At 39.0% G+C, this 24,205-nt stretch carries 29 protein-coding genes and 1 pseudogene; 22 read left to right on the top strand and 8 right to left on the bottom strand.

Annotated features, from left to right (window positions below):
* Window positions 1-2,190 carry an AAA family ATPase gene (locus tag EWE74_RS21190; protein WP_206365141.1) on the bottom strand — a complete coding sequence of 730 codons (2,190 nt, stop codon included), beginning with the start codon at window positions 2,188-2,190 and terminating at the stop codon, window positions 1-3.
* A 192-nt stretch (window positions 2,191-2,382) separates the two neighbouring features.
* On the opposite strand from EWE74_RS21190, the gene EWE74_RS05195 reads away from it, so the two are divergent.
* From EWE74_RS05195 to dcm, 4 genes are read left to right on the top strand one after another with little or no spacing between them, the layout of a single operon-like run.
* Complete coding sequence (locus EWE74_RS05195) at window positions 2,383-2,721, top strand: helix-turn-helix domain-containing protein (protein ID WP_130140431.1); 339 nt, start codon at window positions 2,383-2,385, stop codon at window positions 2,719-2,721.
* Window positions 2,711-3,748, top strand: a complete 1,038-nt coding sequence (locus EWE74_RS05200) for a DNA cytosine methyltransferase (RefSeq protein WP_130140432.1) — start codon at window positions 2,711-2,713, stop codon at window positions 3,746-3,748. The genes EWE74_RS05195 and EWE74_RS05200 overlap by 11 nt, the downstream gene beginning before the upstream one ends.
* Window positions 3,745-5,184, top strand: a complete 1,440-nt coding sequence (locus EWE74_RS05205; protein WP_130140433.1) for a protein NO VEIN domain-containing protein — start codon at window positions 3,745-3,747, stop codon at window positions 5,182-5,184. The genes EWE74_RS05200 and EWE74_RS05205 overlap by 4 nt, the downstream gene beginning before the upstream one ends.
* On the top strand, window positions 5,154-6,191 hold the full coding sequence (gene dcm / locus EWE74_RS05210; protein ID WP_130140434.1) for a DNA cytosine methyltransferase: 1,038 nt from the start codon (window positions 5,154-5,156) through the stop codon (window positions 6,189-6,191). The genes EWE74_RS05205 and dcm overlap by 31 nt, the downstream gene beginning before the upstream one ends.
* Before the next feature lie 106 nt (window positions 6,192-6,297).
* On the opposite strand, the pseudogene EWE74_RS21525 reads toward dcm, so the two are convergent.
* Window positions 6,298-6,522, bottom strand: a pseudogene (locus EWE74_RS21525) (HNH endonuclease); the annotation flags it as partial.
* 22 nt (window positions 6,523-6,544) lie between these two features.
* Window positions 6,545-7,255: a restriction endonuclease gene (locus tag EWE74_RS05220; RefSeq protein WP_130140436.1), complete on the bottom strand. Its 711-nt coding sequence runs from the start codon at window positions 7,253-7,255 to the stop codon at window positions 6,545-6,547.
* 116 nt (window positions 7,256-7,371) lie between these two features.
* Between EWE74_RS05220 and EWE74_RS05225 the strand changes: the two genes are divergently transcribed.
* The 4 genes from EWE74_RS05225 (at window position 7,372) to EWE74_RS05240 (ending at window position 10,482) form a co-directional block, all read left to right on the top strand.
* Window positions 7,372-7,713, top strand: coding sequence for a hypothetical protein (locus EWE74_RS05225; RefSeq protein ID WP_130140437.1), 342 nt, complete (start codon window positions 7,372-7,374; stop codon window positions 7,711-7,713).
* 82 nt (window positions 7,714-7,795) lie between these two features.
* Window positions 7,796-8,278, top strand: a complete 483-nt coding sequence (locus tag EWE74_RS05230) for a very short patch repair endonuclease (protein WP_130140438.1) — start codon at window positions 7,796-7,798, stop codon at window positions 8,276-8,278.
* A gap of 135 nt (window positions 8,279-8,413) precedes the next feature.
* Window positions 8,414-8,800, top strand: coding sequence for a (deoxy)nucleoside triphosphate pyrophosphohydrolase (locus EWE74_RS05235; RefSeq protein WP_130140439.1), 387 nt, complete (start codon window positions 8,414-8,416; stop codon window positions 8,798-8,800).
* 56 nt (window positions 8,801-8,856) lie between these two features.
* Window positions 8,857-10,482, top strand: a complete 1,626-nt coding sequence (locus tag EWE74_RS05240) for a DUF3427 domain-containing protein (RefSeq protein ID WP_130140440.1) — start codon at window positions 8,857-8,859, stop codon at window positions 10,480-10,482.
* A 363-nt stretch (window positions 10,483-10,845) separates the two neighbouring features.
* Here EWE74_RS05240 and EWE74_RS05245 read toward each other — a convergent pair whose 3' ends face one another.
* Window positions 10,846-11,748 carry an Rpn family recombination-promoting nuclease/putative transposase gene (locus tag EWE74_RS05245; RefSeq protein ID WP_130140441.1) on the bottom strand — a complete coding sequence of 301 codons (903 nt, stop codon included), beginning with the start codon at window positions 11,746-11,748 and terminating at the stop codon, window positions 10,846-10,848.
* Between the two features lie 284 nt (window positions 11,749-12,032).
* On the opposite strand from EWE74_RS05245, the gene EWE74_RS05250 reads away from it, so the two are divergent.
* Window positions 12,033-12,470: a nuclear transport factor 2 family protein gene (locus EWE74_RS05250; protein WP_239018559.1), complete on the top strand. Its 438-nt coding sequence runs from the start codon at window positions 12,033-12,035 to the stop codon at window positions 12,468-12,470.
* Between the two features lie 113 nt (window positions 12,471-12,583).
* Here EWE74_RS05250 and EWE74_RS05255 read toward each other — a convergent pair whose 3' ends face one another.
* Both EWE74_RS05255 and EWE74_RS05260 read right to left on the bottom strand, forming a co-directional pair.
* On the bottom strand, window positions 12,584-13,093 hold the full coding sequence (locus tag EWE74_RS05255) for a nucleotidyl transferase AbiEii/AbiGii toxin family protein (protein ID WP_130140442.1): 510 nt from the start codon (window positions 13,091-13,093) through the stop codon (window positions 12,584-12,586).
* Entirely contained in the window at window positions 13,069-13,671 is a 603-nt protein-coding gene (locus EWE74_RS05260) for a DUF6088 family protein (RefSeq protein ID WP_130140443.1), read from the bottom strand. The genes EWE74_RS05255 and EWE74_RS05260 overlap by 25 nt, the downstream gene beginning before the upstream one ends.
* 81 nt (window positions 13,672-13,752) lie before the next feature.
* Between EWE74_RS05260 and EWE74_RS05265 the strand changes: the two genes are divergently transcribed.
* The 5 genes from EWE74_RS05265 (at window position 13,753) to EWE74_RS21200 (ending at window position 16,915) form a co-directional block, all read left to right on the top strand.
* Window positions 13,753-13,983 (top strand): hypothetical protein, encoded by a 231-nt coding sequence (locus EWE74_RS05265; protein WP_130140444.1) that lies wholly within the window; start codon window positions 13,753-13,755, stop codon window positions 13,981-13,983.
* A gap of 250 nt (window positions 13,984-14,233) precedes the next feature.
* Window positions 14,234-15,274 (top strand): phospholipase A, encoded by a 1,041-nt coding sequence (locus EWE74_RS05270; RefSeq protein ID WP_130140445.1) that lies wholly within the window; start codon window positions 14,234-14,236, stop codon window positions 15,272-15,274.
* A 12-nt stretch (window positions 15,275-15,286) separates the two neighbouring features.
* Window positions 15,287-16,396 (top strand): hypothetical protein, encoded by a 1,110-nt coding sequence (locus EWE74_RS05275; protein ID WP_130140446.1) that lies wholly within the window; start codon window positions 15,287-15,289, stop codon window positions 16,394-16,396.
* 8 nt (window positions 16,397-16,404) lie between these two features.
* The gene (locus EWE74_RS21195) at window positions 16,405-16,719 is read left to right on the top strand and encodes a DUF3427 domain-containing protein (RefSeq protein WP_206365143.1); all 315 of its coding nucleotides are present in this window, start codon (window positions 16,405-16,407) and stop codon (window positions 16,717-16,719) included.
* 37 nt (window positions 16,720-16,756) lie between these two features.
* Window positions 16,757-16,915, top strand: coding sequence for a hypothetical protein (locus tag EWE74_RS21200; protein ID WP_239018597.1), 159 nt, complete (start codon window positions 16,757-16,759; stop codon window positions 16,913-16,915).
* A 491-nt stretch (window positions 16,916-17,406) separates the two neighbouring features.
* On the opposite strand, the gene EWE74_RS05285 is transcribed toward EWE74_RS21200, so the two are convergent.
* Complete coding sequence (locus tag EWE74_RS05285) at window positions 17,407-17,832, bottom strand: GNAT family N-acetyltransferase (protein ID WP_130140447.1); 426 nt, start codon at window positions 17,830-17,832, stop codon at window positions 17,407-17,409.
* An 83-nt stretch (window positions 17,833-17,915) separates the two neighbouring features.
* Here EWE74_RS05285 and EWE74_RS05290 point away from each other — a divergent pair, with 83 nt between their 5' ends.
* From EWE74_RS05290 to EWE74_RS05320, 8 genes are all read left to right on the top strand, one after another.
* A complete protein-coding gene (locus EWE74_RS05290) occupies window positions 17,916-18,566 on the top strand; it encodes a histidine phosphatase family protein (protein ID WP_130140448.1) in 651 nt (216 codons plus the stop codon).
* Window positions 18,567-18,721: 155 nt separating this feature from the next.
* A complete protein-coding gene (locus EWE74_RS05295) occupies window positions 18,722-19,324 on the top strand; it encodes a nuclear transport factor 2 family protein (protein WP_239018560.1) in 603 nt (200 codons plus the stop codon).
* A 139-nt stretch (window positions 19,325-19,463) separates the two neighbouring features.
* Window positions 19,464-20,165: a DUF4328 domain-containing protein gene (locus EWE74_RS05300; protein WP_165384650.1), complete on the top strand. Its 702-nt coding sequence runs from the start codon at window positions 19,464-19,466 to the stop codon at window positions 20,163-20,165.
* A gap of 57 nt (window positions 20,166-20,222) precedes the next feature.
* Window positions 20,223-20,354: a hypothetical protein gene (locus EWE74_RS21415; protein ID WP_262708721.1), complete on the top strand. Its 132-nt coding sequence runs from the start codon at window positions 20,223-20,225 to the stop codon at window positions 20,352-20,354.
* Between the two features lie 183 nt (window positions 20,355-20,537).
* Window positions 20,538-21,677: a DUF1016 N-terminal domain-containing protein gene (locus EWE74_RS05305; RefSeq protein WP_130140450.1), complete on the top strand. Its 1,140-nt coding sequence runs from the start codon at window positions 20,538-20,540 to the stop codon at window positions 21,675-21,677.
* Window positions 21,678-21,892: 215 nt separating this feature from the next.
* Window positions 21,893-22,384 carry a hypothetical protein gene (locus EWE74_RS05310; protein ID WP_130140451.1) on the top strand — a complete coding sequence of 164 codons (492 nt, stop codon included), beginning with the start codon at window positions 21,893-21,895 and terminating at the stop codon, window positions 22,382-22,384.
* Between the two features lie 55 nt (window positions 22,385-22,439).
* Window positions 22,440-22,955, top strand: coding sequence for a ClbS/DfsB family four-helix bundle protein (locus EWE74_RS05315; protein WP_130140452.1), 516 nt, complete (start codon window positions 22,440-22,442; stop codon window positions 22,953-22,955).
* A gap of 8 nt (window positions 22,956-22,963) precedes the next feature.
* Window positions 22,964-23,350: a VOC family protein gene (locus EWE74_RS05320; protein WP_130140453.1), complete on the top strand. Its 387-nt coding sequence runs from the start codon at window positions 22,964-22,966 to the stop codon at window positions 23,348-23,350.
* Here the strand turns inward: EWE74_RS05320 and EWE74_RS05325 are convergent.
* The gene (locus EWE74_RS05325) at window positions 23,341-23,856 is read right to left on the bottom strand and encodes a hypothetical protein (protein ID WP_130140454.1); all 516 of its coding nucleotides are present in this window, start codon (window positions 23,854-23,856) and stop codon (window positions 23,341-23,343) included. The two genes, EWE74_RS05320 and EWE74_RS05325, sit on opposite strands and share 10 nt — an antisense overlap.
* Between the last annotated feature and the right edge of the window lie 349 nt (window positions 23,857-24,205).

The following is a 24,205-nucleotide window of genomic DNA, read 5'->3' on the forward strand; positions in this document are numbered from 1 at the left end:
CTACAAGTTGTCTATATAGGCTGAAACCTCTACCTCATCGATCTTGCCAATGAGAACGCCATCCTTAACATATTCGTGAAGTATGGGTTTAATCTCATAGTTCATTTTTAATTTGAACAATTCATCACGCGTGTGTGCATCGAGGGTATCTTTTTTCTTAACGATAAAATAACTATGCCCCAATTGCACGTCATTGACATCAAATTCGTTGCTGACATTGTTCCGGTTAAATAGTCTCTCCACTTTTTCATATCCGTTTGTATTGAACCAGATCTCATCGTTATCGATCAATTTTTCGGGCAACAGGTCGACGAACGCAAAGCGTCTCCTGATTGCATAGTCTATATGGCCGACGCTGCGATCTGCGGTGTTCATAGTACCAATGATGTAAAGGTTTTCCGGCAAGGATATCTTATTGGAGTTGTTGACAGCATACATGGATTCCACTTCGCGCCCCCGGTATTCAAGGGCATAGATGAGTTCACCTAATACCGAAGACAGATTGGCCCGATTGATCTCGTCTAGAATAAGGATATAATTACGCGTGGGATCTAAGGTCGCTTTGTCTGCCATATCGACCAAGATTCTGTTCGTGGCTTTGTAGATAATACTAGCTCCATTAGTGTCCGTGGAAATACCGCGAACAAAGTCTTCATAGGTATAACTGGGGTGGAATTGTAAAATGCGTAATCTCTCGGTGTTTTTAAGAGTTTCGACCTGTTCTTCCAGTTCGAGTTGTTCCTGTACATATTTGGCAAGGGCAGCTTCATAGGAGTCATTGCCCCACTTGATTGTACCTACCTTAGACCATTTTTCATCTTCGTAATATGATATTATCCTCGCGAAAGATGCGGGATAGACTTTCTCTGTTTTCAGCGTTTTGACTTTAAAGCTGCTATCGGTGATCTCCATAACCTCGTAGTCGGAGTAATCGGAAACACTTCGTAATTTCAAACCAACAGTTATAAATCGCTTTAAATCTGCTTCATCAATTTTTTTCGGCTTTTGATAAACTTTATCACCATCGATCTTTAAAAGGGTCTTTGCTATGCGCTCGGCAGCACGGGTTTTGCCTGTACCTGGAGGGCCTTGAAGGATGATCTGACGCTTGTAGGCAAGCAATGTTGACGCTTTTTGTTCCGTAGGTGTCAAGTACATAGTTAATACTTTATGAGGAAACCGTTCTTTTAATTTTTTCAGTAATGTATCGGTAGTGCTATCGTAGAGTTCATTGTAGCATTCCAACAATCCTTCAATAAGATCAGGGGTATTCAGATCAAATTTCCGAGTATGGCTGATGGCTTGTACTCCCTGCCAAGGTTTACGTTCTAAGTAATCTGGAAGTTCACCAAAAAGGCTCGATAACTCCTTATTGCCTTTTGACGCGCCTTCGAAATGAAGATCTACCGATATTTTGCCATCTTTATCTTTGTGAATCTCGTAGTGAGCGTCCAAGGAATCGAACAAGCCTGTACTATCTACCAACCAATAAAATTCTTTCGGATTGTTGTGACCTATAGCTATCTCCAATTGATTGTCGAAAATATGCTTCTCCAAGATCGGTTTGAGCGCTGCGAAATTATTGATTTTTGGAAACCAGTTTTCCTTCTCCTTATATATCTGTTTAGCAATTGACACTGTGAGATTATCCTCATTGGGTATTTGACGCCTCGTTTCGCTGTCAACCAGTGATATCAATCCGGAGATAAATGTGGATTCATTGTATTGCTCTCCTAGATAGTAATCTGCTATAAATTTTCGATGGTCAACGCTCAGTATATTGATGTTTTCCAGCGGTTTCGATAGCATTTGTAAGGCATACCTCACGCCTATATTTGTATTAGGTATATGATACTTGTAGTTGAAAACATGTTTAACCCAAGGTCCCATCATGATAGCCGCCTTTGCCAACACGCGATTATCGTTATATTTATTGTATTTGTTTTTATCCCGGGCATGTGTATCACAGTAAGAAATCACCTCAAAGATTGCCTCTCTCGCCTCTTCAAGCGCGCCGTTGAGGGTAGCTCTAACAAACGCTTGATAATCTTTAACCAGCTCACCCAAAGATGTAATATCTTCAGTTGAGAGGACAAGTTCCATCCATCTTTTTAAGGCCTCACGGCCTTTTTCAAAATAGTATTCTTGGCCTGCGATCAGACTATCGGGTTGTAGCGTCAACTTATTCAATAATGTGTATTTTTAAATTATTAATGGGTTGTTGTGTAACGGTAAATATAGGATTTTAATTCTAATTTTGAAGCGGAATATAAAAGACTGCCTTAACAAATTTCCACCTTTAATATTTGGGAAATAGATTTGGAAAAACTAAAATAATTAGCTTAATTTGTCAATTATTGACAAGTTAAAATTTGCAAGCATATGAAAGCAACATTTGGCGAATATATTAAACAGTTAAGAGTATGTAAGGGATTTACCTTAACTCAACTTGCATTCCAGCTTGGTCTTGACTCTGCAAACCTCAGTAAAATTGAAAACGGGAAGAGGGAGTTTGACGAAAAACGCTTAGAAAAATTGGCAAGCACTTTTAATCTCGATATAGAAAAATTAAAAACCGAATATTTTGCGGACCAATTTGCAAAGAAAATGTATCAGTATAATTGCTCTCCCGAAACGCTGGTAGTAGCAGAAGAAAAGGTTAATTATTTAAAGAAAGTAAACGTAAAACAAGGAAAAATAAAATTTGAAGATGAAAAATAAACCAACAGTAATAGACTTGTTTTGCGGTTGTGGTGGACTTTCCTATGGATTCATCGAGGCAGGATATGATGTACTTTTGGGAATTGATCACTGGAAAGATGCGATAGTTACTTTTAAAAATACCCATAGAAACGCAAAAGGAATTGTAGCCGATTTGTTTAAGGAATCCCCGGAAGAAATTTCAAAACAGACAGGAATTAAAAACGTAGACGTAATCATTGGTGGCCCTCCGTGTCAAGGATTCTCCATTGCAGGAAAGAGGATAATTGATGATGAACGCAATCAGCTTTACAAATCGTTTGTAAATTTTGTAGATTACTATCAGCCTAAGGTTTTCTTGATGGAAAATGTGCCAAACATTGTTTCGATGGGCAAAGGTGTTGTAAGAGACAACATCATTGAAGACTTTGAACAACTTGGTTATACTGTGGTCTATAAAGTTTTATTGGCTTCAGAATACGGAGTTCCACAAAACAGAAGGCGAGCATTTTTTGTTGGTACAAAAAAAAATAAAGAGTTTATTTTTCCTAAGCCAACGAATGAAAATCAAGTGAATACGAAAGATGCAATTTCAGATTTACCTGAAAAATCTTTGGTTGATGGAATAAACTACAAAACTGGACCAAAATCTGAATATCAAAAACTAATCAGGGGAAATTCGAATGGTATATATAACCACGAAATCACTAACCATAGCGAACAAACGACAAGCATCATTTCATTGGTTCCAGATGGTGGTAATTATAAAGATTTACCCGATGAATTACGAAAAACAAGAAATGTAAATATTGCTTGGACAAGATTGAACAGTAAAAAACCAAGCTTTACAATCGACACGGGGCATAGACATCATTTTCATTACAAATACAATCGCGTACCAACTGTTAGGGAAAGTGCGAGAATACAGTCATTCCCTGATACATTTATCTTTTTAGGAAGTAAAACAAGCCAGTATAAACAAGTTGGTAACGCCGTTCCGCCTATCTTAGCAAATGTTTTAGCAAAAGAAATTAAGAAATATTTATGAGCGAAGTAAAAGCATACAGAATACCCGACGAATACTTTTTTCGGTTGCACCACGTAAGACCTCGTTTCAAAAACGATGTAGAGGAAGTTTTACTGTATGTGGCGACTTCTATTTCTGAAATGGCCGTTTTACCTGAAAAAGATTTTAATAGTGAACTAAATAAAGTGTTATTTGGCTTCAAGAAAAATGCCACGTCCACTCAAAAAACGATCGATAATTGGCGAACTGAAATTTCTGCGTTGTTTGGTTTCATACAAGAAACGGAAAAACATCTCTATCCGAGTGTTACAGCAAAACGATTGGCTAATAATCAGTATTTAGACGAATTTTTCAATTACTTTTTATTCTCATTTCAATATCCAGGTGGTCATATCAAACCTAAAAATGTAATCAAACAAATTGAATCAGGTATAAGATTTAAGCCTTGTAAATTCATTTTGCAGTTACTTGCTGAAGGAGAAAAAATTACAGGTAAACCTTTTAGCGTAACAGCAGAAGAACTGACACAATGTGCTTACTTCGATCTTAGAGTTACTAGAGATGGTAGACATCCAAAAGAAGTTGCCGAATTGATTTTACATAACAGAGCCAACAGTGTATGTTACGAACATAAATATCAACAGCTTTGGAATGAGAACAAACAATCTTTCCCTTCAAAAGGTGATGTGTACAGATACGCAGGCGATATTCTGGATTATATGGTTTTAGCTAATCTCTTACAACATAAGGGAACAGGCTACTACTATTACCTAAATGTCGAAAATAGAGAAGCCATCAGTTATCACCTGCGACACAATGTATGGTTTCCTAGATATGAACAGTTTTATGATACTGAAGTAGTTTCAATTTCTGAAATCGCTCAATTAGAAGAAATTTGGTTTGATTATATAAATAATTTTGACAATATTGAAGCATTTGCTCCGCATTTAGAAGAAGAAGTAGCCGTAAATATATCTGCACTTATTCAAGAGTATTACTCAAGAATGAAAGATGATAGAAAAGTACCTACTAAAATATTTGGTGATTATGGAGAAACTTTAGTCTTAGCACACGAATATCTGAGAACAAAAGACGGATCAAACAGGCAGCATTTAATAAATAAAATCCCAACTCCGCTTGGTGTTGGTTACGACTTACAAAGCATCGAAATCGAGAAAAAGAAAAGATACATAGAAGTGAAAACGACCAAATCAAGAAAAGCTATTAACAACAACCGTTTCAAAATTACACCAAACGAATGGGACACAGCCGAAACATTAGGTGATAGATATTTCGTATATTATTTAGTGATAAATGATAAAAGCAAAAACATCTTCGTTATCCAAAATCCAATCAAACAATTTGAATTGGGTAATTTAAAAATTGATAAAAATTTAGTTGTTGAATTTTCTAACACATCAGGACAATGGCACAGACTTTTGGAGACAACAAATTAAGGGTCGCATCGCTTTTCTGCGGTTGCGGAGGAATGGATTTAGGTATTCAAGGAGGGTTCAACTTTCTAAACAAGCATTACGCAGAATTACCTTTTGAAGTTGTATATGCAGTTGATAATGACGTCTACGCAACAAAAATTTACAACGATAACTTCGCTCACAAATGCGAATCGAAAGATGTTCGGGATATTGTCCCAAGTGAAGTGCCCGACCACGATATTTTATTGGGAGGTTTTCCTTGTCAATCATTTTCAATCAGTGCTCAAAATCCGCCTCGACTAGGCTATAAGGATGACAGAGGAAAGCTATTTTTTGAAATGGTAAAAGTTTTGAAAGAGAAACAACCTCGCTTCTTTATTGGGGAAAATGTCAAAGGACTGCTATCAGCAAATAAAGGGCAGGCTTTTCCTATGATTGTAAAAGAATTTGAAAAAGTGGGTTATCACATTCATTTCAAGCTTTTGAACGCAGCTCAATTTGGTGTACCACAAAAACGGGAACGTGTATTCATTGTCGGGTTTAGGGATTTTGACGATTATTTTAACTTCAGATTTCCGCAACCCAAGACACTAAATGGCTCTATGATTGCCCTAAAGCAGGTTATAGACAAAAATGCAGATAAAGATGAAAAATGGTTCTTTAGTCAAAGAGCCGTTGAAGGGATGTTACGCGTTCGAGAAAAAATGAACAAAGGTAGAGTTCAAGATCTAAATCAACCCTGTAATACCATTAGTTCCCATTTGGCAAAAGTAAGTCTAAACGGAACTGATCCCGTTTTAATGGTAAATGGCAGGTATAGACGATTTACACCAAGGGAAGCTGCCTGTATTCAGTCCTTTCCAATAACATTTAAATTAGACAGTGTTTCCGATAACAGACAATACCGAGCAATCGGCAATGCTGTTCCACCGGTTTTAATGTGGAATGTGGTTAACGCTTTGGTAAATAGTTGTGTCAAAGAAGAAAATGCTCTCTTCAAAATAGAAACATTAACCGAAATTAAGTAAACTCAAAAAGCAATTATATCTAATAATAGCGCTAAAATCTACACAATACACATTCTCGAGCAAAAATTGCTCGAGAATGTCGTTACTACGATACGATTTATTCTTGTTACCCTTTAAACACTTCCCTCCTATGCCATTCCAGATTCTCCTGCGAAGGCTGATATCGAATTTGTTCTGGTAATACAATCGGTTTTCCTTCAAGCTTCCGCAAGCTATAAGGATGCGCAGTATCTTCCTCAACATGCGAAGAAACCAAAATCCGATATTCGCTATCCACACTCACCAATCCCCTATCGAACGCACGGTGCAGATTTGGACACAAAGCAATACCGTTCGTACCTTATCATCATGTGTCACAGCAAAAGGAACGATATATGACAAGCATCGATAAAATTGTATTTAAAAGTTGACTGCATGCGCATCCCGGTCATGGCGCAGGTATCTTGATACAACTGCGGAATATATCGTTTGAACAAACCAGAACGAATAAAAATATCTTCCTCCGTTTGTATGGAAACATGTTTATAGCGAACTTCTGGATCATTTAGCACAAGCGCCTGCAAATCATGATAAAAACCGTCCGCTAGCTGTTTATGCTGATAATAGGCGGCACGTTGTTCTGGAAAATACATAAACAGGATAGCATCTTTGGTCAGAATCCTATTGTTTTCAATCATCAACAATTGATACAATTCCGGAGCAAAAGCAGCATACGCTACAGTACCGGAAAGTGTTTGTACACTTTTAATGTGCGCATTGATCTGAAAACCGGAATAGGGATGTAATTTCCAGAACGGTTGCCCCTTTGCTTTATCCGATTGCAGGTAATAAAACGGTTGGGTGAAATCGGGCTGGTGTGCTGTATTTACCAACCACCTCCAGTTCTCCTGAAACAACCCTACCAAATCCACATTGACTTCAAAACGATTATCTGGCGCAAGTTCCTTGTCAATCAGCTCTATCAATGTGAGCAACAATATCGGCTTGTGCGGTGCCAGACCATATTTGGTTACCCCACGTTTCAAATGAGTGAAGGCGCTGATATACGGTTCAAGTTCGTTCATCGCTGTTTAAAGATAATAAAGATTTAGAATTTTTCTTTAAAAGCGAACCTTGCTTTTAACTAATATTTTTAGTATATTTAAATTCTAAACGCATCTTTTAACTTAAAACATCGTTCATGAAAAGACACCTCTACGCCCATAGCCCCTATCCTATCGTTCCTGAGGAACAGCGAACCAATGATTGGCGGTACCAATTGATGGAACTATCGGAAGATGCCCTTCTGAAAAAGGTAAACGCTATGCCTCGGGAGAAACTCATCGAATGGCTCGCATGGAATGACGTGTATGGAATCTTCCGTGATGAAGACAGCATCGCAGAAGGTTACGAGCCGCTCTCAAAAGAACATGCCGCCATCTGCGTTTTTGTCGTGGTGATGCGGAGTCGTGAGGGTTGGGATGGCAATATGGGCGGAATCTACGTAAAAGACATATCGTTAGCGGTGAGTACGGAGGTTTAACGGCAACAGATTTTAGCGAAAAACAAAACCAGCGTTGGAGTCGTTCTTCCATTACATGCTAGTTTTTACGTAAATTTACGTCATGCAAAGCTACGATGAGGAGGAACATAGAATAGAGGTTCCGCGTTTTGAGGAATCAGCCGGCTTCTATACCACTAAGCAGCGTAGCTTCAACATGTCCCGCATAAAGGGTAAAAATTCGAAGCCCGAAATGATCCTGCGGCGTGCTCTATGGGCAAAGAATTTCCGTTTTCGTTTGCATGATAAGACACTTCCTGGTTCTCCCGACATCGTTATCAAAAAATATAAACTGGCTATCTTCGTGGACGGTGAATTCTGGCATGGTTTCGAGTGGAAGAAAAGACAGGCGCAGATTAAATCCAACCGTCTGTTCTGGATACCAAAGATCGAACGCAACATGCAGAAGGACGAACTGGCCAACCGCGCACTGCGGAATATGGGTTACACGGTGTTTAGGTTCTGGTCGCAGGATATTCTAAAAGATCTTCCCAAGGTAATGAACCAGATCGAGCTGTTCTTGGAGACAAGGAAGATGTATAGGTAGGTTTTAAGGGGGGGAGTTCTAAAAATTCATTAATCTGTTCTTTATACAAATACAGAATATTGGTTTAGATAAAAGGGGGTGCTTGGACGAAAAAAAGGGGGAGTTCATGAAATTAAAAAGTTCTATCTTTACCCTATGCTTCACGTAACCTGTGCCATCATAGAACACAACAACAAATTCTTGATCTGCCAACGATCCGAGCGAATGAAACTTCCGCTGAAATGGGAATTTCCGGGCGGCAAAATTGAAAACGGCGAAAGCAAAGAAAATTGCTTGAAAAGAGAAATCCGGGAAGAACTAGGATTGGAGATTGAACTTGGATCGGCGCTTACTGTGGTAGAACACCAATATCCTGAATTTTCGCTCCGCCTCTACCCTTTTCTTTGTGATTGGACAGGCGGTTCGCTGGTTATTGCCGAGCATGCACAGGCCATCTGGGTTTCTCACGATGAATTAAAAAACTATGATTGGGCAGAGGCGGATGTGCCGATTGTGAATGAAATCATGCAATTATCGGGTTAGTAATATACAAATTGGAGGAGAAAGTGTCTTTGAAATAATAATTTTCACTTTAGAATTTGGAACAAGACATCTCGGATAATGTCGATTACAGTAGTGTTGCCTGGAAAAATGGTCGGTATGATACAGAACAGTTGAGTAATATCTATACGTCGAACGATACACGTGTGGCTAATATTATCGAAAACCTCGTGACATACTCGAAAGATTACCGCGACGTTTGTGCTGTTGGATTTTGCGTAAGCCAGGATCATGCAAAATATATGGCGAGTAAGTTCAACGACGCCGGGTTGCAACCAGACTATCTGATTGCTGAGAATGCAAATAGACGAGCGGATGTATTAAATGCACTCAGACGAAAAGATATCCACTATTTGTTCGTAGTGGATATTGTGAACGAGGGTGTAGATATTCCAGAAATTGATACCGTATTATTTCTAAGGCCAACCGAGAGTTTGACGATATTTCTGCAACAGCTGGGTCGCGGTCTTCGTTTCCATGATAACAAAGATATATTGACCGTATTGGATTTCGTAGGGAATGCGCGTGATGAGTATGATTTCGAAAATAAGTTTAGAGCGCTAATAGGAAAAACAAACACAACAGTATTATCGGAAATTGAGCGGGATTTCCCGCACCTTCCGCTGGGCTGTTCGATCGTGTTGGAGAAAAAGGCGAAAGAATATATCCTCGATAATATCAGGAAAGCTACACAGCTAGGTAAGCGCCAATTGATAGCTCGAATCCAAGGATTTCGCAACCATACTGACAAACCGCTCACCTTGGCAAACTTCTTAAAGTTTTATAATCTGGAGCTCAAGCATATTTATAAGCACTACGTATTCTCTACACTTTGTGCGGAGGCTTTTGGTATGGGTTTGGATAATGCAAATCTGGATCGTTATAAAGCGATGTTAACGAAAAAATGGATTGTGACGGAATCGCTTAGTTACTTCCGATTTCTTCTCGCTTTGATCGATGTTGATTTTGATTTAACCCAGCTTGCACCCACAGAGGAAAATCGCTTGATGGCGCTTATGCTACACTATGATTTTTATCAGACGGCTACTCATGAAATGACTTTGGAAGAGTCGATAAAAATCATCGGCTTGAATAAGGATTTGGTGGCGGAGATGAAAGAGTTTCTAGAAGTGAAAATCGATAAGATTGGATTTGAAGAGATTCCTTGTGTGGATTTGGGCTATGCTTTTCCTTTACAGATCCACGCATGTTATACAAGGGAACAGATATTAGTTGCCATGCGCTTAAGTACACTAGGCAAGAAAAGTTCGAATCGAGAAGGCGTAGCGTTGGATAAAGCGCTAAACACAGAAGCGTTATTTATCAATCTGAAGAAAAGTGAGGAGGACTTCTCTCCTACCACGTTATATGATGACTACGCCATCAACGAGCTGTTGTTCCACTGGCAGTCGCAAAATCAAACGGCTGATTATTCGGAAAAAGGTTTGTCCTACATCACGCAAAATGAAACCGGGAAAAAAATTCTTCTTTTTGTAAGGGAAGCTATCCACGATGCAGATGGTTTTACGCAAGGTTATGTGTTTATAGGCCCTGCCCACTACGTAAGCCATACAGGATCGAAACCGATGTCCATCCAATGGAAGCTAGAGGAACCTATTCCGGAGTACCTTTGGACGGCTTCGGCGAAGATGGTGGTGGGGTAGTCTGGCTCTTCCGTTACGCTTTAACTTATGATTTTAAGTACCGATAAATATCTATGACCAGGCTAATCAGCCCACCTATAAAAATATAACTCCACTACTTACGTAAAGGTAACCAACCGTCTTGACTGGCATATTTTGCCATCAATCCAAGTGCGATAATTGCTATAGAAGTGATTATGGATAAGCGGAGATATTTATTCGTAATGAAATATTGCATTATACGGTTAGGATTGTACTTCGTTAAAATTTGTTAAAATGGTTTTAGGCACAGGAATTTATAGTATTTCAGTAATTCATAATTTAGGTTAATAATTGGTTAGTTAGTAAAAATCCTGAAGCTCCCCGCTTCAGGATTTTTTGTTACTATTTCAGCTCTTCTATTTCTTCAGCAGATAAACCGGTAGCTTGGACGATATCCTCCACAGCCATATCCATCTTCTTCAGTTTTAAAGCGATAGCAAGGGCTTTCTGGTGCTCGCCTTCTTTCCGACCTTCTTGCAGTCCCTTCTCTCTCGCTTTTTCCTGTTCCAAAATGGCCGTCTGGCGGATCGACTCCGCATCCCACTTATTCTTTAAACTTGCATTGTACATATCGCGTTCCTCCTTATTTAACTTAGTATATGCCGCAATGGCAAAAAGTTTCTCAAAAACCGGCTTTCGGAGATAGGTAGGCAGCTTGTCCATTTTGGACGTGTTCTTCAGAACATGCAGCCACCTGTCCAGATCAACGGCCAGTTCCTGTTCGCCTTTGGTAAAATTAATCAATTCAACATAAATAAACCCAAGATGTTCATAAAAAACTTCGCCTGAATCTCTGTTACATAGACAGATGTCATGGAGATAGTCCGTGCTACTGGTGCCGTCAGGCATGGGAAAACCGTCCAACAGCACGATCACATAGACCTCGCTGATCGTATAGCCCCATCCACGTCGGTTACCTTTGGGTGCCTGGTCTGCAATCAGTTTGCTGCCGTAGTACAGCATCCGCTTTTTTAGATTCGTCTGCGGGGCCCGTTGGACTTCGATAATGAACTGTTCGCCGTCGCTGGCCGTGCACGTCAGGTCAAAAATTACCGTGCCGAATTCCTCGGTATCGCCTACGTGTTCGTTCTTGTTGTAATACAGGTCCTCGATGACCTTCCGTCCCCTGAACAGCTCGTTGAGAAAGGAAATCAATAGATCCTTGTTCGCCTCGGTTCCGAATATACGCTTAAAACCGAAGTCGGTCGTCGGGTCGATAAATACAGGTGTTGCCTGTTGCTTCATAATAAGTAAATTTTGATGTACATAATTCTGATAATTGCGAAGCAAACTTAGGTAGTAGCACCCCTGAAATCCGGTAAACAAACGCTTATAGTCGTTTATAAACGTTTAAAAACGGCTACTGACTATTTAAAAAAAAACGTTCACCGATTTTTTTACCGCAGTTACCGAGAAATGCCGGAGCTTGGTCTAATCGTTATTCGGTAAATCTTCATCTCGCAATACCTTTGAGATATCAAATAAGAAATAGAAAAAATATTATACATAACACATTAAAAACTACAGATATGAGAACGACATTGAAAACTACATGGAGAACTATCGCAGCAGCATTGATCATGGTAACATCCCTAAGCTCCTTTGCTTCGGAAAAAGCCAATCCTCTGAAAAATGTAGAATCGGACATCGTAATTGGTTCCTATATGGATGCTGTTACCGTGGGTAGCATCGACCTGAACAAGTTTCTTTTCGCAGATGATTTCCAGTACAGCAACGTGAACAATAATGACAGCGCAGGCAAAAAGGAATACATCAAGTTCCTGAAGGCCAACAAGGGCAACAAATATGACTGCAAGAGCAGCTACGAGATCCTATCGCAGGACGGAAAGGTATGCGTAGCCAAAGCAACAATGGCATTTGATAACTTCACCCGCGTAGACTACATTACCCTGAACCAGGGAAAGGACGGATGGAAAGTAAGCAAAGTGGAAACGACTTATCCATAGAAGATTTTAAATTTTTGTTTCAATAGTGGGACACGTCGTGAGATATCTCCCAATGTTTAGTTTAGTTAGCAAAGCCTGCATGTGCAGGCTTTGGTTTTTTGTGTCCGCTAGTATTACAGTTTATCTATATATTGACCAATTCGTTTTATTAACACATCGAAATCTGGCTGTTCATTATAGTAAAGGGCTTTAGTCGCTAAGTAACGTTCTTTGAATCTTTGTCGCTGTTCGACAGAAGGTAATACAAAGGCGTCATTCTGTGAAATGGGAATTTCGTAATCTTTGATCGGAAATCTATTCTCCTTATGTACTCGATAGGCATCTGTATTAAGAAATTCTTGAACCGCCGCCAACTCTAACAGGCAATATACATCGTAATATTGACGCATTAGATTCGGTTTTTCTTCCCCCATCTCTTGTTCTTGTCGATATTTAGTGGCTATGGTTTGAAGCTTTTCTACAAAAGTATACCCCGGATGGTAGCAAGCAATATCATAAGCACGATTGTCGATCAACTGATTTCCTAAAGTAGAAAAAGCCCTATCAAACGCCCAGGAGGTAACAGTATGCTTACTATTCGGTGTGACCGTATCAAAACCTACTTCCAGTGATATTCCTTCGATTTCATTTGTTCCAAAATCGGCTCAAATAATTTCTTCGTCTTCGTATGTCCGTAACGACCTACTGCAAGCCTCAATTTATGAAGGTCCATAGCCTTCGCCTTAGTGATAGCGTTTTTTAAAACCATTTCCCGATCTTCTGCCAATGTATCAAGGTGATTAACCAAATCAACCAAAAGAAATTCCGGAGTAACCTTTTTAGGGAAATAGGGTGTTTTGTGAAAGAAAAATTTCTTCCCGTTTAAATCGACTTCACCATGACGTTTGTGATTATATACGACCCGTTTGTTATATAGTTGAGTAGTACCCAAATGCAATGCGTTATAACTATTAGGTGACGTTAATAAAAAACGATCATCTTTAAGAAAGCTTCGTACCAACACTTCATCCTCAGGAGGTACCGGTCCAAATACTGTTTGCTTGGGGTAATAATACATCCCTTGCGCTATCTTATCAAGCACTCCTTCTGTAACCAATTGCGCCAGATGCCTATCCACCGCATTGGAATATTTAGACAAATCTTCTCTACGATATACTTTACCTGGCTTTAATTGTTGCTTCAATTCAACTACTCTATTCATAGCAAGACCTCCTTTATCAGTTATCTTTATACAAAGATACGAGATAAGAAGATCAATTGCAAGAATTTCAATTTAAATTTCATGCACTTTATAAGAACAACTATCTATAAAGCAACATCTTGCAATGCATTAAATCTACCAGGCAACAAATATGACTGCAAGAGCAGCTATGAGATCCTATCGCAGGACGGAAAAGTATGCGTAGCGAAAGCAACAATGGCATTCGACAACTTCAGCCGCGTAGACTATATTACCTTGAACCAGGGCAAAGATGGCTGGAAGGTAAGCAAAGTAGAAACGACTTATTCATAAGACTTTAAATTTTTGTTTCAATAATGGGACACGTCATGAGATATCTCCCGATGTTTAGCTTAGTTAGCAAAGCTTGCAGACGCGGGCTTTGATTTTTTGTTGCCGTTAAAATCTTCCTTAATTTAATGTATAATGATTCTTTTGTATCGGGTTATTGGAAAAAACCAATTGCTGGGGAAATACTATAGATTAGATACTTATCGAAAAAAACACGATATTAGGATACTTTTTAACTAATAACCTTGTCGTTATGAAACGATTGTTTTTATTATTCGCGAGCCTCTTTGCACTATGCAACGCTAGGTCCCAGGAACTCAAACTTAAAGAGTCTCTCTCTCAAAACGAAACTAGTATTGTTGAACGCAGGATAAGCAATAAAGCTTTACTTCAACATACTTTAAACTATGCGCCACTCAGTTACGTTTCTCCGCCTTACTTAGATGTTGGCAATCCTAAAACAGCTTATATCCTTTCCGCTGACATTATGCCTCAATTTGTTATTGGTGGAGAATGGATGCCGATACCAATACATCTAACTCCAAGGTTTAAAGCAAGGATATTTCGAAATAATTTAGAAACCAATGATACTTCACTCCCCGTTAGAACACCGAGTTTTATGCCTGGTATGACAGCACATATACCACTGCAAGACTATAGTAAAGACACGGGTAAAATTAAGTATGCTAGTATTGCCATATTTCATCACTCCAATGGTCAGGATGGCGATGAATTCAATTCCGATGAGCGTATAAACTTATACAATGGAAATTTTTCCACAAACTACGTTGAACCAGCATTTCATTATAGAATACGGAGATTCCAAAGTATTGGCTCGACTGATTGCAGCGACCCAGAACCTAACTATTCAGAGTACTATTTCAAACTTGGTATGGAAAAACATTTCGTTACTGCGGAAAAGCTAAAATCTACTTACGGAGATTACCGTTTTAATTTCACGGTGAATTGGATTGGTGTGCGGAATTATTGCGATATGATAAATAAAAAACAAATTTCTAGTTCCTATTACAGGGAAAAACATCGTATTGTGTTCAGCAGTACATTTATAGCTGGAAATCGAGAGGGCGGGCTCAATGACTTTAACAAGCGGATTAATGTTAATATCAACTATAACTGGAGAATACCATCCTCGCCGAATACAGCATTATTTTTAGGAACGGGATACTATGGCAGTGATCCTTATAATATTTACTATCAGCAGAGTTATTTTTTCGTTCATGCAGGCCTTTCTCTAGGATTTTTCGTGACGCCTAATATGATTGGATTAAAATAAAAAGCAAGAGAAATGAAAAACATGGCAGTTATTATCGTATTATTCCTATTGTCGAAACCATTGTTTGCACAACAGCATAGTAATGTATTGTACGGAGAGCGAGACATCCATACAGATACAGGAAGTATATATCTTGACAAGGCCGGAATGATCTATCCGAAAGTGGGAATCCCCAACGATGAACTTAGGGAAGCAAACAGCAGTTTACAGGAGTGGTACAAAAAAAACGATAAAAAATTTGTAGAAATAGCTAGACTTTACAATTGCAACTTCGAGAGTTACAATGATATTAACGCAGCGATCTTGAACGACTCGATTATCGAAACGGTGACCAGGAATCTAAATAAGACATCGACCAATACGGCGACGTTTCTCATCCACGGGTTCAGAAAGCCTTTTGACCCACAAAATGGTGATTCCAGTTCGCCTGAAGATTTCGAAACGTTAGCCGCTACTTTCAAGAAGTTCAATTCCGCAAAGACGAAGATAGTGTCTGTATATTGGGATGCCCTATACGGATGCTGTTTTTCAGCGAGTGGCAAAAAGAACAAGCCATTATTTGAACTTTTCGAGCTGGCGCAGACACATGCGGAGAAAACGGGGAATACACTGCGAAAAATAGTCAGCAAGATTTCGAAAGACACATTAAACTTAATTTCACATAGTTTGGGTGCTAAAGTCGCATTGTACGCCCTTTTGGATATATCAAAAATTCCGATCAATACACCAAAAAACAGCCGAGTAAACATCTGCCTTGTCGCTCCTGCGATTTCTGGGGATCTGATCATAGAAAATTATATGAAAAGGCGACCAGGAAATGACATTTCTTCCGCAGACAATTACAATTTATACATCGCGTATAATGAGCATGATTTTGTATTGAGAAAGAAAGACAACAGAATCGGAATATTTGGTCCTGGCCCATATAGATATGGCAACACAACTTTAGGATGTAATTATAGAAGCGCTGCGCTAAAATTGCAATCGCAGTTTAACGCTCTATTTAAGTTTTCTGGTATAAAACTTTATGATTTATCTAACGTAGGAAAATGTCATTTAGTCAGCTGTTATTGCTTTGGAAATAACCTTGAAAAGGTTCTCGCCGATATGAAATATCGATAAGATTGGTTTTGAAGAGATTCCTTGTGTGGACTTGGACTATGCTTTCCCGTTGCAGATCCACGCATGTTATAACAAGGGAACAGATATTGGTCGCCATGCGCTTAAGTACACTGGGCAAGAAAAGTTCGAATCGAGAAGGGTTAGCGTTGAACAAAGAGCTAAACACAGAAGCGTTATTTATCAATCTGAAGAAAAGTGAGGAGGACTTCTCTCCTACCACATTATATGATGACTATGCTATCAACGAGTTGCTTTCCACTGGCAGTCACAAAATCAAACGGCTGATTATTCGGAAAAAGGTTTGTCCTACATCACGCAAATGAAACTGGAAAAAAAATTCTTCTTTTTGTAAGGGAAGCTATCCACGATGCAGACGGTTTTACGCAAGGTTATGTGTTTATAGGCCCTGCTCACTACGTAAGCCATACGGGATCGAAACCAATGTCTATTCAGTGGAAGCTGGAGGAACCTATTCCGGAATACCTTTGGACGGCTTCGGCGAAGATGGTGGTTGGGTAGTCAGGCTCTCCCGTTATGCTTTAACTTATGATTTTAAGTACCGATAAATATCTATGACCAGGCTAATCAGCCCACCTATAAAAATATAACTCCAGTACTTACGTAAAGGTAACCAACCGTCTTGACTGGCATATTTTGCCATCAATCCAAGTGCGATAACTGCTATAGAAGTGATTATGGATACCATACAAAAAAATAAAGATAACGGATTAATATAAATATACGGCATACATGCAACAGCGGAGATATTTATTCGTAATGAAATATTGCATTATACTGTTAGGATTATATTTCGTTAAAATTTGTTAAAAGGGCTTTACAAAAATAAGAAGGCACAGGAATTGATAGTATTTCAGTAATTCATAATTTAGGTTAATAATTGGTTAGTTAGTAAAAATCCTGAAGCTCCCCGCTTCAGGATTTTTTTGTTGATTACCGAACGCAAGCTGCCCGACGGTAAACAGCGCTTTGAACACTTTTGCATCTACCTATTAATGCTTCAATACATAAATAGAACTATCCTTTATTCTAAACCCAAGATTTTCGTAAAGCTTACGTGCTGCAATACGGTGGCTTTCCGTAAATAAAAGCACTTCCGTCAAATTCATTTCTCTAGAATACTTGAGCAGATGTTCTATCAATTTCCTGCCGATACCTTGTCCTCGGTATGCATTATCGACAACGACATCTTCGATCCAACCTTTGTTTCCAGATATAACACAATAGACAGCCATTGACGCAATACCAACTAGATTCCCGTCTTGAAAACCTCCTATGAGATAAACGCCATTGTCCGCCCGCAAGACTTGGGAAAGATCCTGATACTTTTTTCCGGGACTTAACTGTCTATATAAGGCTATAATTTCTTCGCGAATAGTATGATCAATATTAGAAAGATCGAGTTCTTTAATTTCCATAGTTCAACGTTTGTTAATAAATACACAAACATAAACATAAAATTCACTACATTGTGATTCATCGTTTAAAACATGAGTAGAAAATGCAATCAAACACGACAGCTATAAAAAGAAAAAATATTATAACTATTCAACATCCCGAATCTGTGCATCATACCAATGGAATGGTTGGTTCATGGACAGATTGGGAACTTTCTGAAAAAGGGAAGCGCTTAGCGGAAAATATTTCTAGTCATTTGAAGCAAACGATTCACCATGAAAACTTCGTTATCTATTCTTCTACTCTGAAGAGAGGGGTACAAACAGCTGAAATTGTAGGAAAAAAATTAGGGCTGTTTCCTAAATTAACAGCATCGCTAAAAGAACGAGGGCTTGGAGCAGCTATCGGCAAATCTGTACAATGGCTCAAGGACAATATAGAACAAGAAGAATTGACGGTTTATGATAAGTGCTTCGCTGATGCGGAATCGAGATATGATGTTTGGAAAAGATTACTACCGTTCTATGAAGAGATCATCACTAATGAGGAAGAAAATATAATCATCGTATCTCATGGCGATACACTAAGTATATTTAATGCGATGTGGCTTGGATTGGATATAGAATTGCTCAACAAAATTGACCTCTATGGAACAAGCGGGGGTGTTTCTTTTTTGTATCAAGATAATAGGGGTAAAAGAATAATCAAAAGATTAAGTGATACATCATTTATGTATCCTATTGCAAATCCTTAAATAAAAAATCCTGAGGCTTCCCGCTTCAGGATTTTTTGCTCATTACCGAACGCCTACTGTCCATCGGCGAACATCCGGAAATCCCCCTAAAAAACACAAATATCTTTAAAACAATATATTGCGCACTTTAGCAACTGGCTTGCAATCCTTTTGGCATGAACAGACAAGTAGATATCTGCATAATGCATTCACCGATTTTTTCACCGCAGTTACCGAGAAATGCCGGAGCTTGGTCTAATCGTTATTCGGTAAATATGCCCACTACCCTACCTTTGAAGTATCAAATAAGAAATAGAAAAAATAATATATACATCACATTAAAAACGACAGACATGAAAACGACATTGAAAACTATCGCAACAGCATTGATCATGGTAACATCCCTAAGCTCCTTTGCTGCCGAAAAAGCCAATCCTTTGAAAAACGTGGAATCGGGTATGGTAATCGGCTCCTATATGGAAGCTGTTACCGTGGGTACCATCGAGCTGAACAAGTTCCTTTTTGCAGATGATTTCCAATACAGCAACGTGAACAACAACGACCGTGCCGGCAAAAAGGAATACATTAAGTTCCTAAAGGCCAACAAGGGCAACAAATATGACTGCAAGAGCAGCTACGAGACCCTGTCGCAGGACGGAAAGGTATGCGTAGCCAAAGCAACAATGGCATTTGATAACTTCACCCGCGTAGACTACATTACCTTGAACCAGGGAAAGGACGGATGGAAAGTAAGCAAAGTGGAAACGACTTATCCATAGAAGATTTTAAATTTTTGTTTAGTTTAGTTAGCAAAGGCTGCAAATGCAGGTTTTGATTTTTTTGTTGTCGCTCAAATCTTCCTTAATAATTTTTATATTCGTATCCAATTACGAATATATTTCCAGGACAAAACTAATCATGACCAATACATTAATCGAACCAACGGAAACGCAAGGTATGCTTCGCCCGAATACAAAGCAAGCTGAAAATGCCATTATAGGGTTGAAATGCGTACTCATAATGGAGTTTGTATCGATTTTTTTCCTTTATCTCGAATACAGTCTTTTATCTTCCGTATCTTCCAAGCCAACATCGGAAGAAGCTATTAATGCTAATTATGACCAACAACAGTTCTTCTCGATAATAAGTCTATTTGTTTATTTTATATCGATAGTTACATTTCTGAAGTGGTTCAGGCGAGCCTATTACAATTTGGGTATAAGGGTTAGCTCCCTATCATGCTCGAATATAAGAGCTGCTATCAGTTGGTTCATCCCGATTGTGAGCATATATAAGCCATACCAGATTTTGAAGGAAATGTATCGAAAGACAAATTACTTGTTGGTTCAGAGGTATCCCGAAACCGAAGGAATATTGCCCATGAAGTTACTTCATGTTTGGTGGTTCTTTTATATAGTTCTGAATATCATCGCTTTCATTTTGACATATTTGTACCTTAATATCGATTCAGTAAAAGATATACTGACTATAAACGGGATAAATACGGCATTTTCTTTAGTTAATATATCGCTGTCGATCTTAACAATAAAAGTGGTGCGCCGATATGCAGAAGCAGAAAGACTAATGGCCAGAATCCGGGATGAGAATAATGAGATCTAAAATGAGATTTATGGTTTGTTCTTATCAAGAATATGTTTAAGCGTGAACAATGTGGCCATGTGGCTGTCAAAAGAGCATACAGCCATCTGCGTTTTTGTCGTATTGGTTGGCAATCGTCACGGTGAGGCCGGCAATATAGGCGAGATTTACGTAAAAGATTTGTCGTTAGCGGTTAGTACGGAGGCATAAAAGTCATCCATTTGTTAACATGTGTTAAACCTACACTAAGTAATGCAAATGGTACGCTTACACGCAATTTTGCAGAAGAGAATAAAATAGTTATTTTAGGAGAGGTTATTAATCTTTGAGAGTTTATGAAATCGTGGAGTTCAAAGTCTCATCAATCAAATTGATTGCCTCCAAAAAAATGTTATGAAATTCGACAAACTAGTTATTAGCATACAAGATACCCACGAGGAGTTACAACGTTCTGCCGTGAAAGCGGTGAACCAAGCGCTCACCGTGCACAACTGGTTGATCGGCTTATACATCGTCGAATTTGAACAAAAAGGTAAAGACCGTGCGAAATATGGTGAACGGTTGTTGCCGGAGCTCTCTGAATCTGTTAAGATAAGGAACTTGTCGGTTACGAATTTAAGGCTTTGTAGACAGTTTTACACGACATATCCACATCTTCTGCCAGCTGTTAAAGAAGTATTAAATAACCACGTGATGCAAGTCAATCGAATTGGTCAGACGATGACTGACCAATTACAAGAAACTGACTTACAAATAATTGAAATTCATCAGTCGATAACTGATGAATTGAATCGCCAGAAAAGAAACCCTAACGGAGAAAATGGTCATCTTGTAGATCCTTTAGAAATTCTGTCCAAGATATCGTTTACTCACCTCGTGCAGCTACTTACACTTCATGACATGAATAAGCGTACATTCTACGAATTAGAATGTATTGAGCGATCTTGGAGTGTTGACGAGCTGAAAAGACAGATCAATACACTATACTACGAACGAAGCGGAATAAGTAAAAACCGGATCAACTGTCCAAAGTTGTCAACCAGAAAGCATAATATGTATACCAAACTCAAATACTTAACCTATTTTTCTTTAATCGCATTACTATTCAATGGATGCAGTAAGGACGATAATGATACAGACGCTGTCGTCAAGTTAGAAAATACGACTTGGGTGGCGACAATGACAGATGATAATCCGAGCACGAATCCTTTTGGCGAATTTGGCATGAATGGCCTTAATCAGTATTACCCCTGGTCGGAATGCCATATGGATGATTCGTTCATCTTTTTAAAAGACCGATTATCTATAAACGATAACGGAACTGTATGCGATGATGGATTGGATCTTATTTTCGAAACAAAGAACCAACCCTACTCCTACAATCCGGAAACAAAAAAATTGACCGTAGGCAGCGGAGATGATGTAGCTGTTCTTGACGTTTACGAATTGAATCAGGATAGATTGAAATTGGGGCTTACCATTCCGACAGGGACTGGTTTTGGTAATATTGTATTCTTGTTTAAGCGGAAATAGGTTGGAGAAGCAATTATGAACAAGAGTATTGGGTAGAGCGTTTATCCCAAAGATATTAGCGCACTCATAATGTAAACAATTGTTAAACATGAGTCATGGATATCAAAACGAAATTTCGACATGGGATCGGGAAGATGCTGATATTGCATTTACTTATCAATATGTACTTAAGAGACATTGAGCGTTGTTGGATTGAGCGTGAAAATTGCCCTAAAATGAAGATAAAACCATATATATTTAACGGCTTCCTGCTGGTAACCCCTGTACTGGTATGGAATGTTTTTCTAACGCGGTTTCTTCCATGGCCATTTAACTCGAAAGAGTTTAGCGCAGATATTCCCAATTTATTTCTGTATGCTGAGCTGCTTTTCAGGGCTCTGCTCTTTCTTACTATTTTTCTGATGCCATTGAAAACAGGTTTTAAAAAACAGGTAGCGGGATGGTGTATTTACGCTACCGGCTTACTTCTTTATGGGTTGAGTTGGATTTTTCTGATAAACTGCACACTGTATTTTCCTGATAATACAACCTTTTCATTTTTGCTTCCTTCCCTGACACCCGTTGTATGGATTGCCGGCATTATTATGGTTACGGATAATTTTAGCTTCGGATTACCCTACAACAGGATTGTACCGATATTAGTATCACTCTGCTTTCTTTTTTTTCACAATTTAAATATCATACTTGCACTAGGGAACTTATATTAACTTATTTTTACCTTCAATTTTTCTGAAAAAGATACATCAATAAAAAATAGAAAAAATGGCAGTACCCATCAATAAAGAGGAGTTACAATCTGCAATACAAATCAATTACGGTAAACTTCGCAAAGAACTCCTTTCGATTGCACCTGAACTGACAGATGCCAAAGAACTCGAAGGACATGCCAAGGACAGCTCGATGAATGTCAAGAACCTCGTGTCGTACCTCATCGGCTGGGGCGAACTCGTATTGAAGTGGATCGCTGGCAAAGATGCCAACGAATCGGTTGACTTCCCAGAAACCGGCTACAAATGGAATCAACTGGGGCAACTGGCAAAAAAATTGTATACAGATTACAACCATTTGAACTATAGCCAACTTTGCGAAAAACTGGATCATGTGGTCGACCAAATCCAACAGATCATCGAACAAAAATCCAATACCGAACTTTATGAAGTGAGCTGGTACGAAAAGTGGACATTGGGCAGAATGATACAGTTTAACACCGCATCGCCCTATACCAATGCCAAAGGACGCATACGGAAATGGAAAAAAGAAAAAGGCTACAATAAATGAATTAAAATATGACAGCTCAAAAAACAAATCCGGTCGTTTATTTTGAAATACCGGTCAACGATATGCAACGAGCTATCACCTTTTACCGAGCGGTATTTGGTTTCACCTTCGAGCAAGAAGAATTGGATGGCTATGATATGGCTTTCTTTCCGCTCAACGAGGATCAGCCCGGCATCACGGGAGCACTCGCCAAAGGTGATGTGTACCAACCCTCCCACCAAGGAGCGATACTGTATTTTTATACAGAAGACATCGACAAAGCACTTGTAAATGCCTCTCTTTTAGGAGCACAGATGTTGTACCCCAAAATGATCAATACTGATCACGGTTTTATTGTGGCCGAGATCGAAGACAGCGAAGGAAACAGAATTGCACTCCGACAACCCTACCTATAGTTGTAGGGTGCTTCAAACCTACCGTTTGTAATAGTTATCGAAGTGAAAGGAGGTGCGTATGATCCGGTAGTCAATGTCCCGGAGAATGTGCCTTTAACACCGTAGTGGCCTAGCTCGGTAACCGTTAGCTTAAGTGAACCGCCTTTATTAGTGGCACTAAACTCACGCAAACCACCACTCGTAGGTATAGTAAGTTCGGAATAGAGCATTTCGGTATCCGCGGAAGTGTAGGTTACACCTTCTTGAATATGTTCGTGGATCAATTGAAAACTTATGTTCGGACGTACCCCATTATGTCCTGGTTCGCCTTCACCCCACACGGTGACAAAATGAACAATATCCTCTGAGGGTGGATCATTGCCGTTGACTCCGAAATCATATTTGACATCTTCGCCATTCAGCTGGAAGTGAATCAGTCCTTCGATCCGATCACCTGAATCCTCATCTTTCGAGCATCCAAAAAACAATAGAGAAATAATCAGTGTAAAAAAAACGTACCGTTTCATTATTTAGAAATTTTAGTGTAACAAAAAACTAAACGCAGTAATAATCATAAGTTTACGATATCTGCCTGCACCGTCGAAGATCAACATAAAATGGTTAAAAACACAAAAAAACATCCATTTTACCGGTTTTCAGGGATACAGGTGCACTGTCGACACGGTACGCTTAATACGCAGCATTCCAGCTGTTCTTTGTATTCGATGTAAGTTTCTTTGTATTACACGAGGGAGGTATCTCCCATCATTCGTATAGCAAAATATAGGAATCGCAAATAAGTTGTTTGGTTTCCATTTATGTAGTAGAGGTAGGAAGGGCTTTCTGGTAGATGAGATTACACCATACTAAGCCATA

Source organism: Sphingobacterium corticibacterium, assembly GCF_004208525.1.
Taxonomy (GTDB): domain Bacteria; phylum Bacteroidota; class Bacteroidia; order Sphingobacteriales; family Sphingobacteriaceae; genus Sphingobacterium; species Sphingobacterium corticibacterium.

Excerpts from the sequence above, each read along its gene's own strand:
- EWE74_RS21415 (WP_262708721.1), top strand. The coding sequence starts at position 20,223 with ATGTGGCTGTCAAAAGAGCATACAGCCATCTGCGTTTTTGTCGTATTG.
- EWE74_RS05205 (WP_130140433.1), top strand. The coding sequence starts at position 3,745 with ATGAGCGAAGTAAAAGCATACAGAATACCCGACGAATACTTTTTTCGG.
- EWE74_RS05225 (WP_130140437.1), top strand. The coding sequence starts at position 7,372 with ATGAAAAGACACCTCTACGCCCATAGCCCCTATCCTATCGTTCCTGAG.
- EWE74_RS05305 (WP_130140450.1), top strand. The coding sequence starts at position 20,538 with ATGAAATTCGACAAACTAGTTATTAGCATACAAGATACCCACGAGGAG.
- dcm (WP_130140434.1), top strand. The coding sequence starts at position 5,154 with ATGGCACAGACTTTTGGAGACAACAAATTAAGGGTCGCATCGCTTTTC.
- EWE74_RS05275 (WP_130140446.1), top strand. The coding sequence starts at position 15,287 with ATGAAAAACATGGCAGTTATTATCGTATTATTCCTATTGTCGAAACCA.
- EWE74_RS05195 (WP_130140431.1), top strand. The coding sequence starts at position 2,383 with ATGAAAGCAACATTTGGCGAATATATTAAACAGTTAAGAGTATGTAAG.
- EWE74_RS05325 (WP_130140454.1), bottom strand. The coding sequence starts at position 23,856 with ATGAAACGGTACGTTTTTTTTACACTGATTATTTCTCTATTGTTTTTT.
- EWE74_RS05300 (WP_165384650.1), top strand. The coding sequence starts at position 19,464 with ATGACCAATACATTAATCGAACCAACGGAAACGCAAGGTATGCTTCGC.
- EWE74_RS05245 (WP_130140441.1), bottom strand. The coding sequence starts at position 11,748 with ATGAAGCAACAGGCAACACCTGTATTTATCGACCCGACGACCGACTTC.
- EWE74_RS05270 (WP_130140445.1), top strand. The coding sequence starts at position 14,234 with ATGAAACGATTGTTTTTATTATTCGCGAGCCTCTTTGCACTATGCAAC.
- EWE74_RS05310 (WP_130140451.1), top strand. The coding sequence starts at position 21,893 with ATGAAGATAAAACCATATATATTTAACGGCTTCCTGCTGGTAACCCCT.
- EWE74_RS05265 (WP_130140444.1), top strand. The coding sequence starts at position 13,753 with ATGCACTTTATAAGAACAACTATCTATAAAGCAACATCTTGCAATGCA.
- EWE74_RS05200 (WP_130140432.1), top strand. The coding sequence starts at position 2,711 with ATGAAAAATAAACCAACAGTAATAGACTTGTTTTGCGGTTGTGGTGGA.
- EWE74_RS05220 (WP_130140436.1), bottom strand. The coding sequence starts at position 7,255 with ATGAACGAACTTGAACCGTATATCAGCGCCTTCACTCATTTGAAACGT.
- EWE74_RS05290 (WP_130140448.1), top strand. The coding sequence starts at position 17,916 with ATGCAATCAAACACGACAGCTATAAAAAGAAAAAATATTATAACTATT.
- EWE74_RS05320 (WP_130140453.1), top strand. The coding sequence starts at position 22,964 with ATGACAGCTCAAAAAACAAATCCGGTCGTTTATTTTGAAATACCGGTC.
- EWE74_RS05235 (WP_130140439.1), top strand. The coding sequence starts at position 8,414 with ATGCTTCACGTAACCTGTGCCATCATAGAACACAACAACAAATTCTTG.
- EWE74_RS05230 (WP_130140438.1), top strand. The coding sequence starts at position 7,796 with ATGCAAAGCTACGATGAGGAGGAACATAGAATAGAGGTTCCGCGTTTT.
- EWE74_RS05250 (WP_239018559.1), top strand. The coding sequence starts at position 12,033 with ATGAGAACGACATTGAAAACTACATGGAGAACTATCGCAGCAGCATTG.
- EWE74_RS05285 (WP_130140447.1), bottom strand. The coding sequence starts at position 17,832 with ATGGAAATTAAAGAACTCGATCTTTCTAATATTGATCATACTATTCGC.
- EWE74_RS05295 (WP_239018560.1), top strand. The coding sequence starts at position 18,722 with ATGAACAGACAAGTAGATATCTGCATAATGCATTCACCGATTTTTTCA.
- EWE74_RS05315 (WP_130140452.1), top strand. The coding sequence starts at position 22,440 with ATGGCAGTACCCATCAATAAAGAGGAGTTACAATCTGCAATACAAATC.
- EWE74_RS05260 (WP_130140443.1), bottom strand. The coding sequence starts at position 13,671 with ATGAATAGAGTAGTTGAATTGAAGCAACAATTAAAGCCAGGTAAAGTA.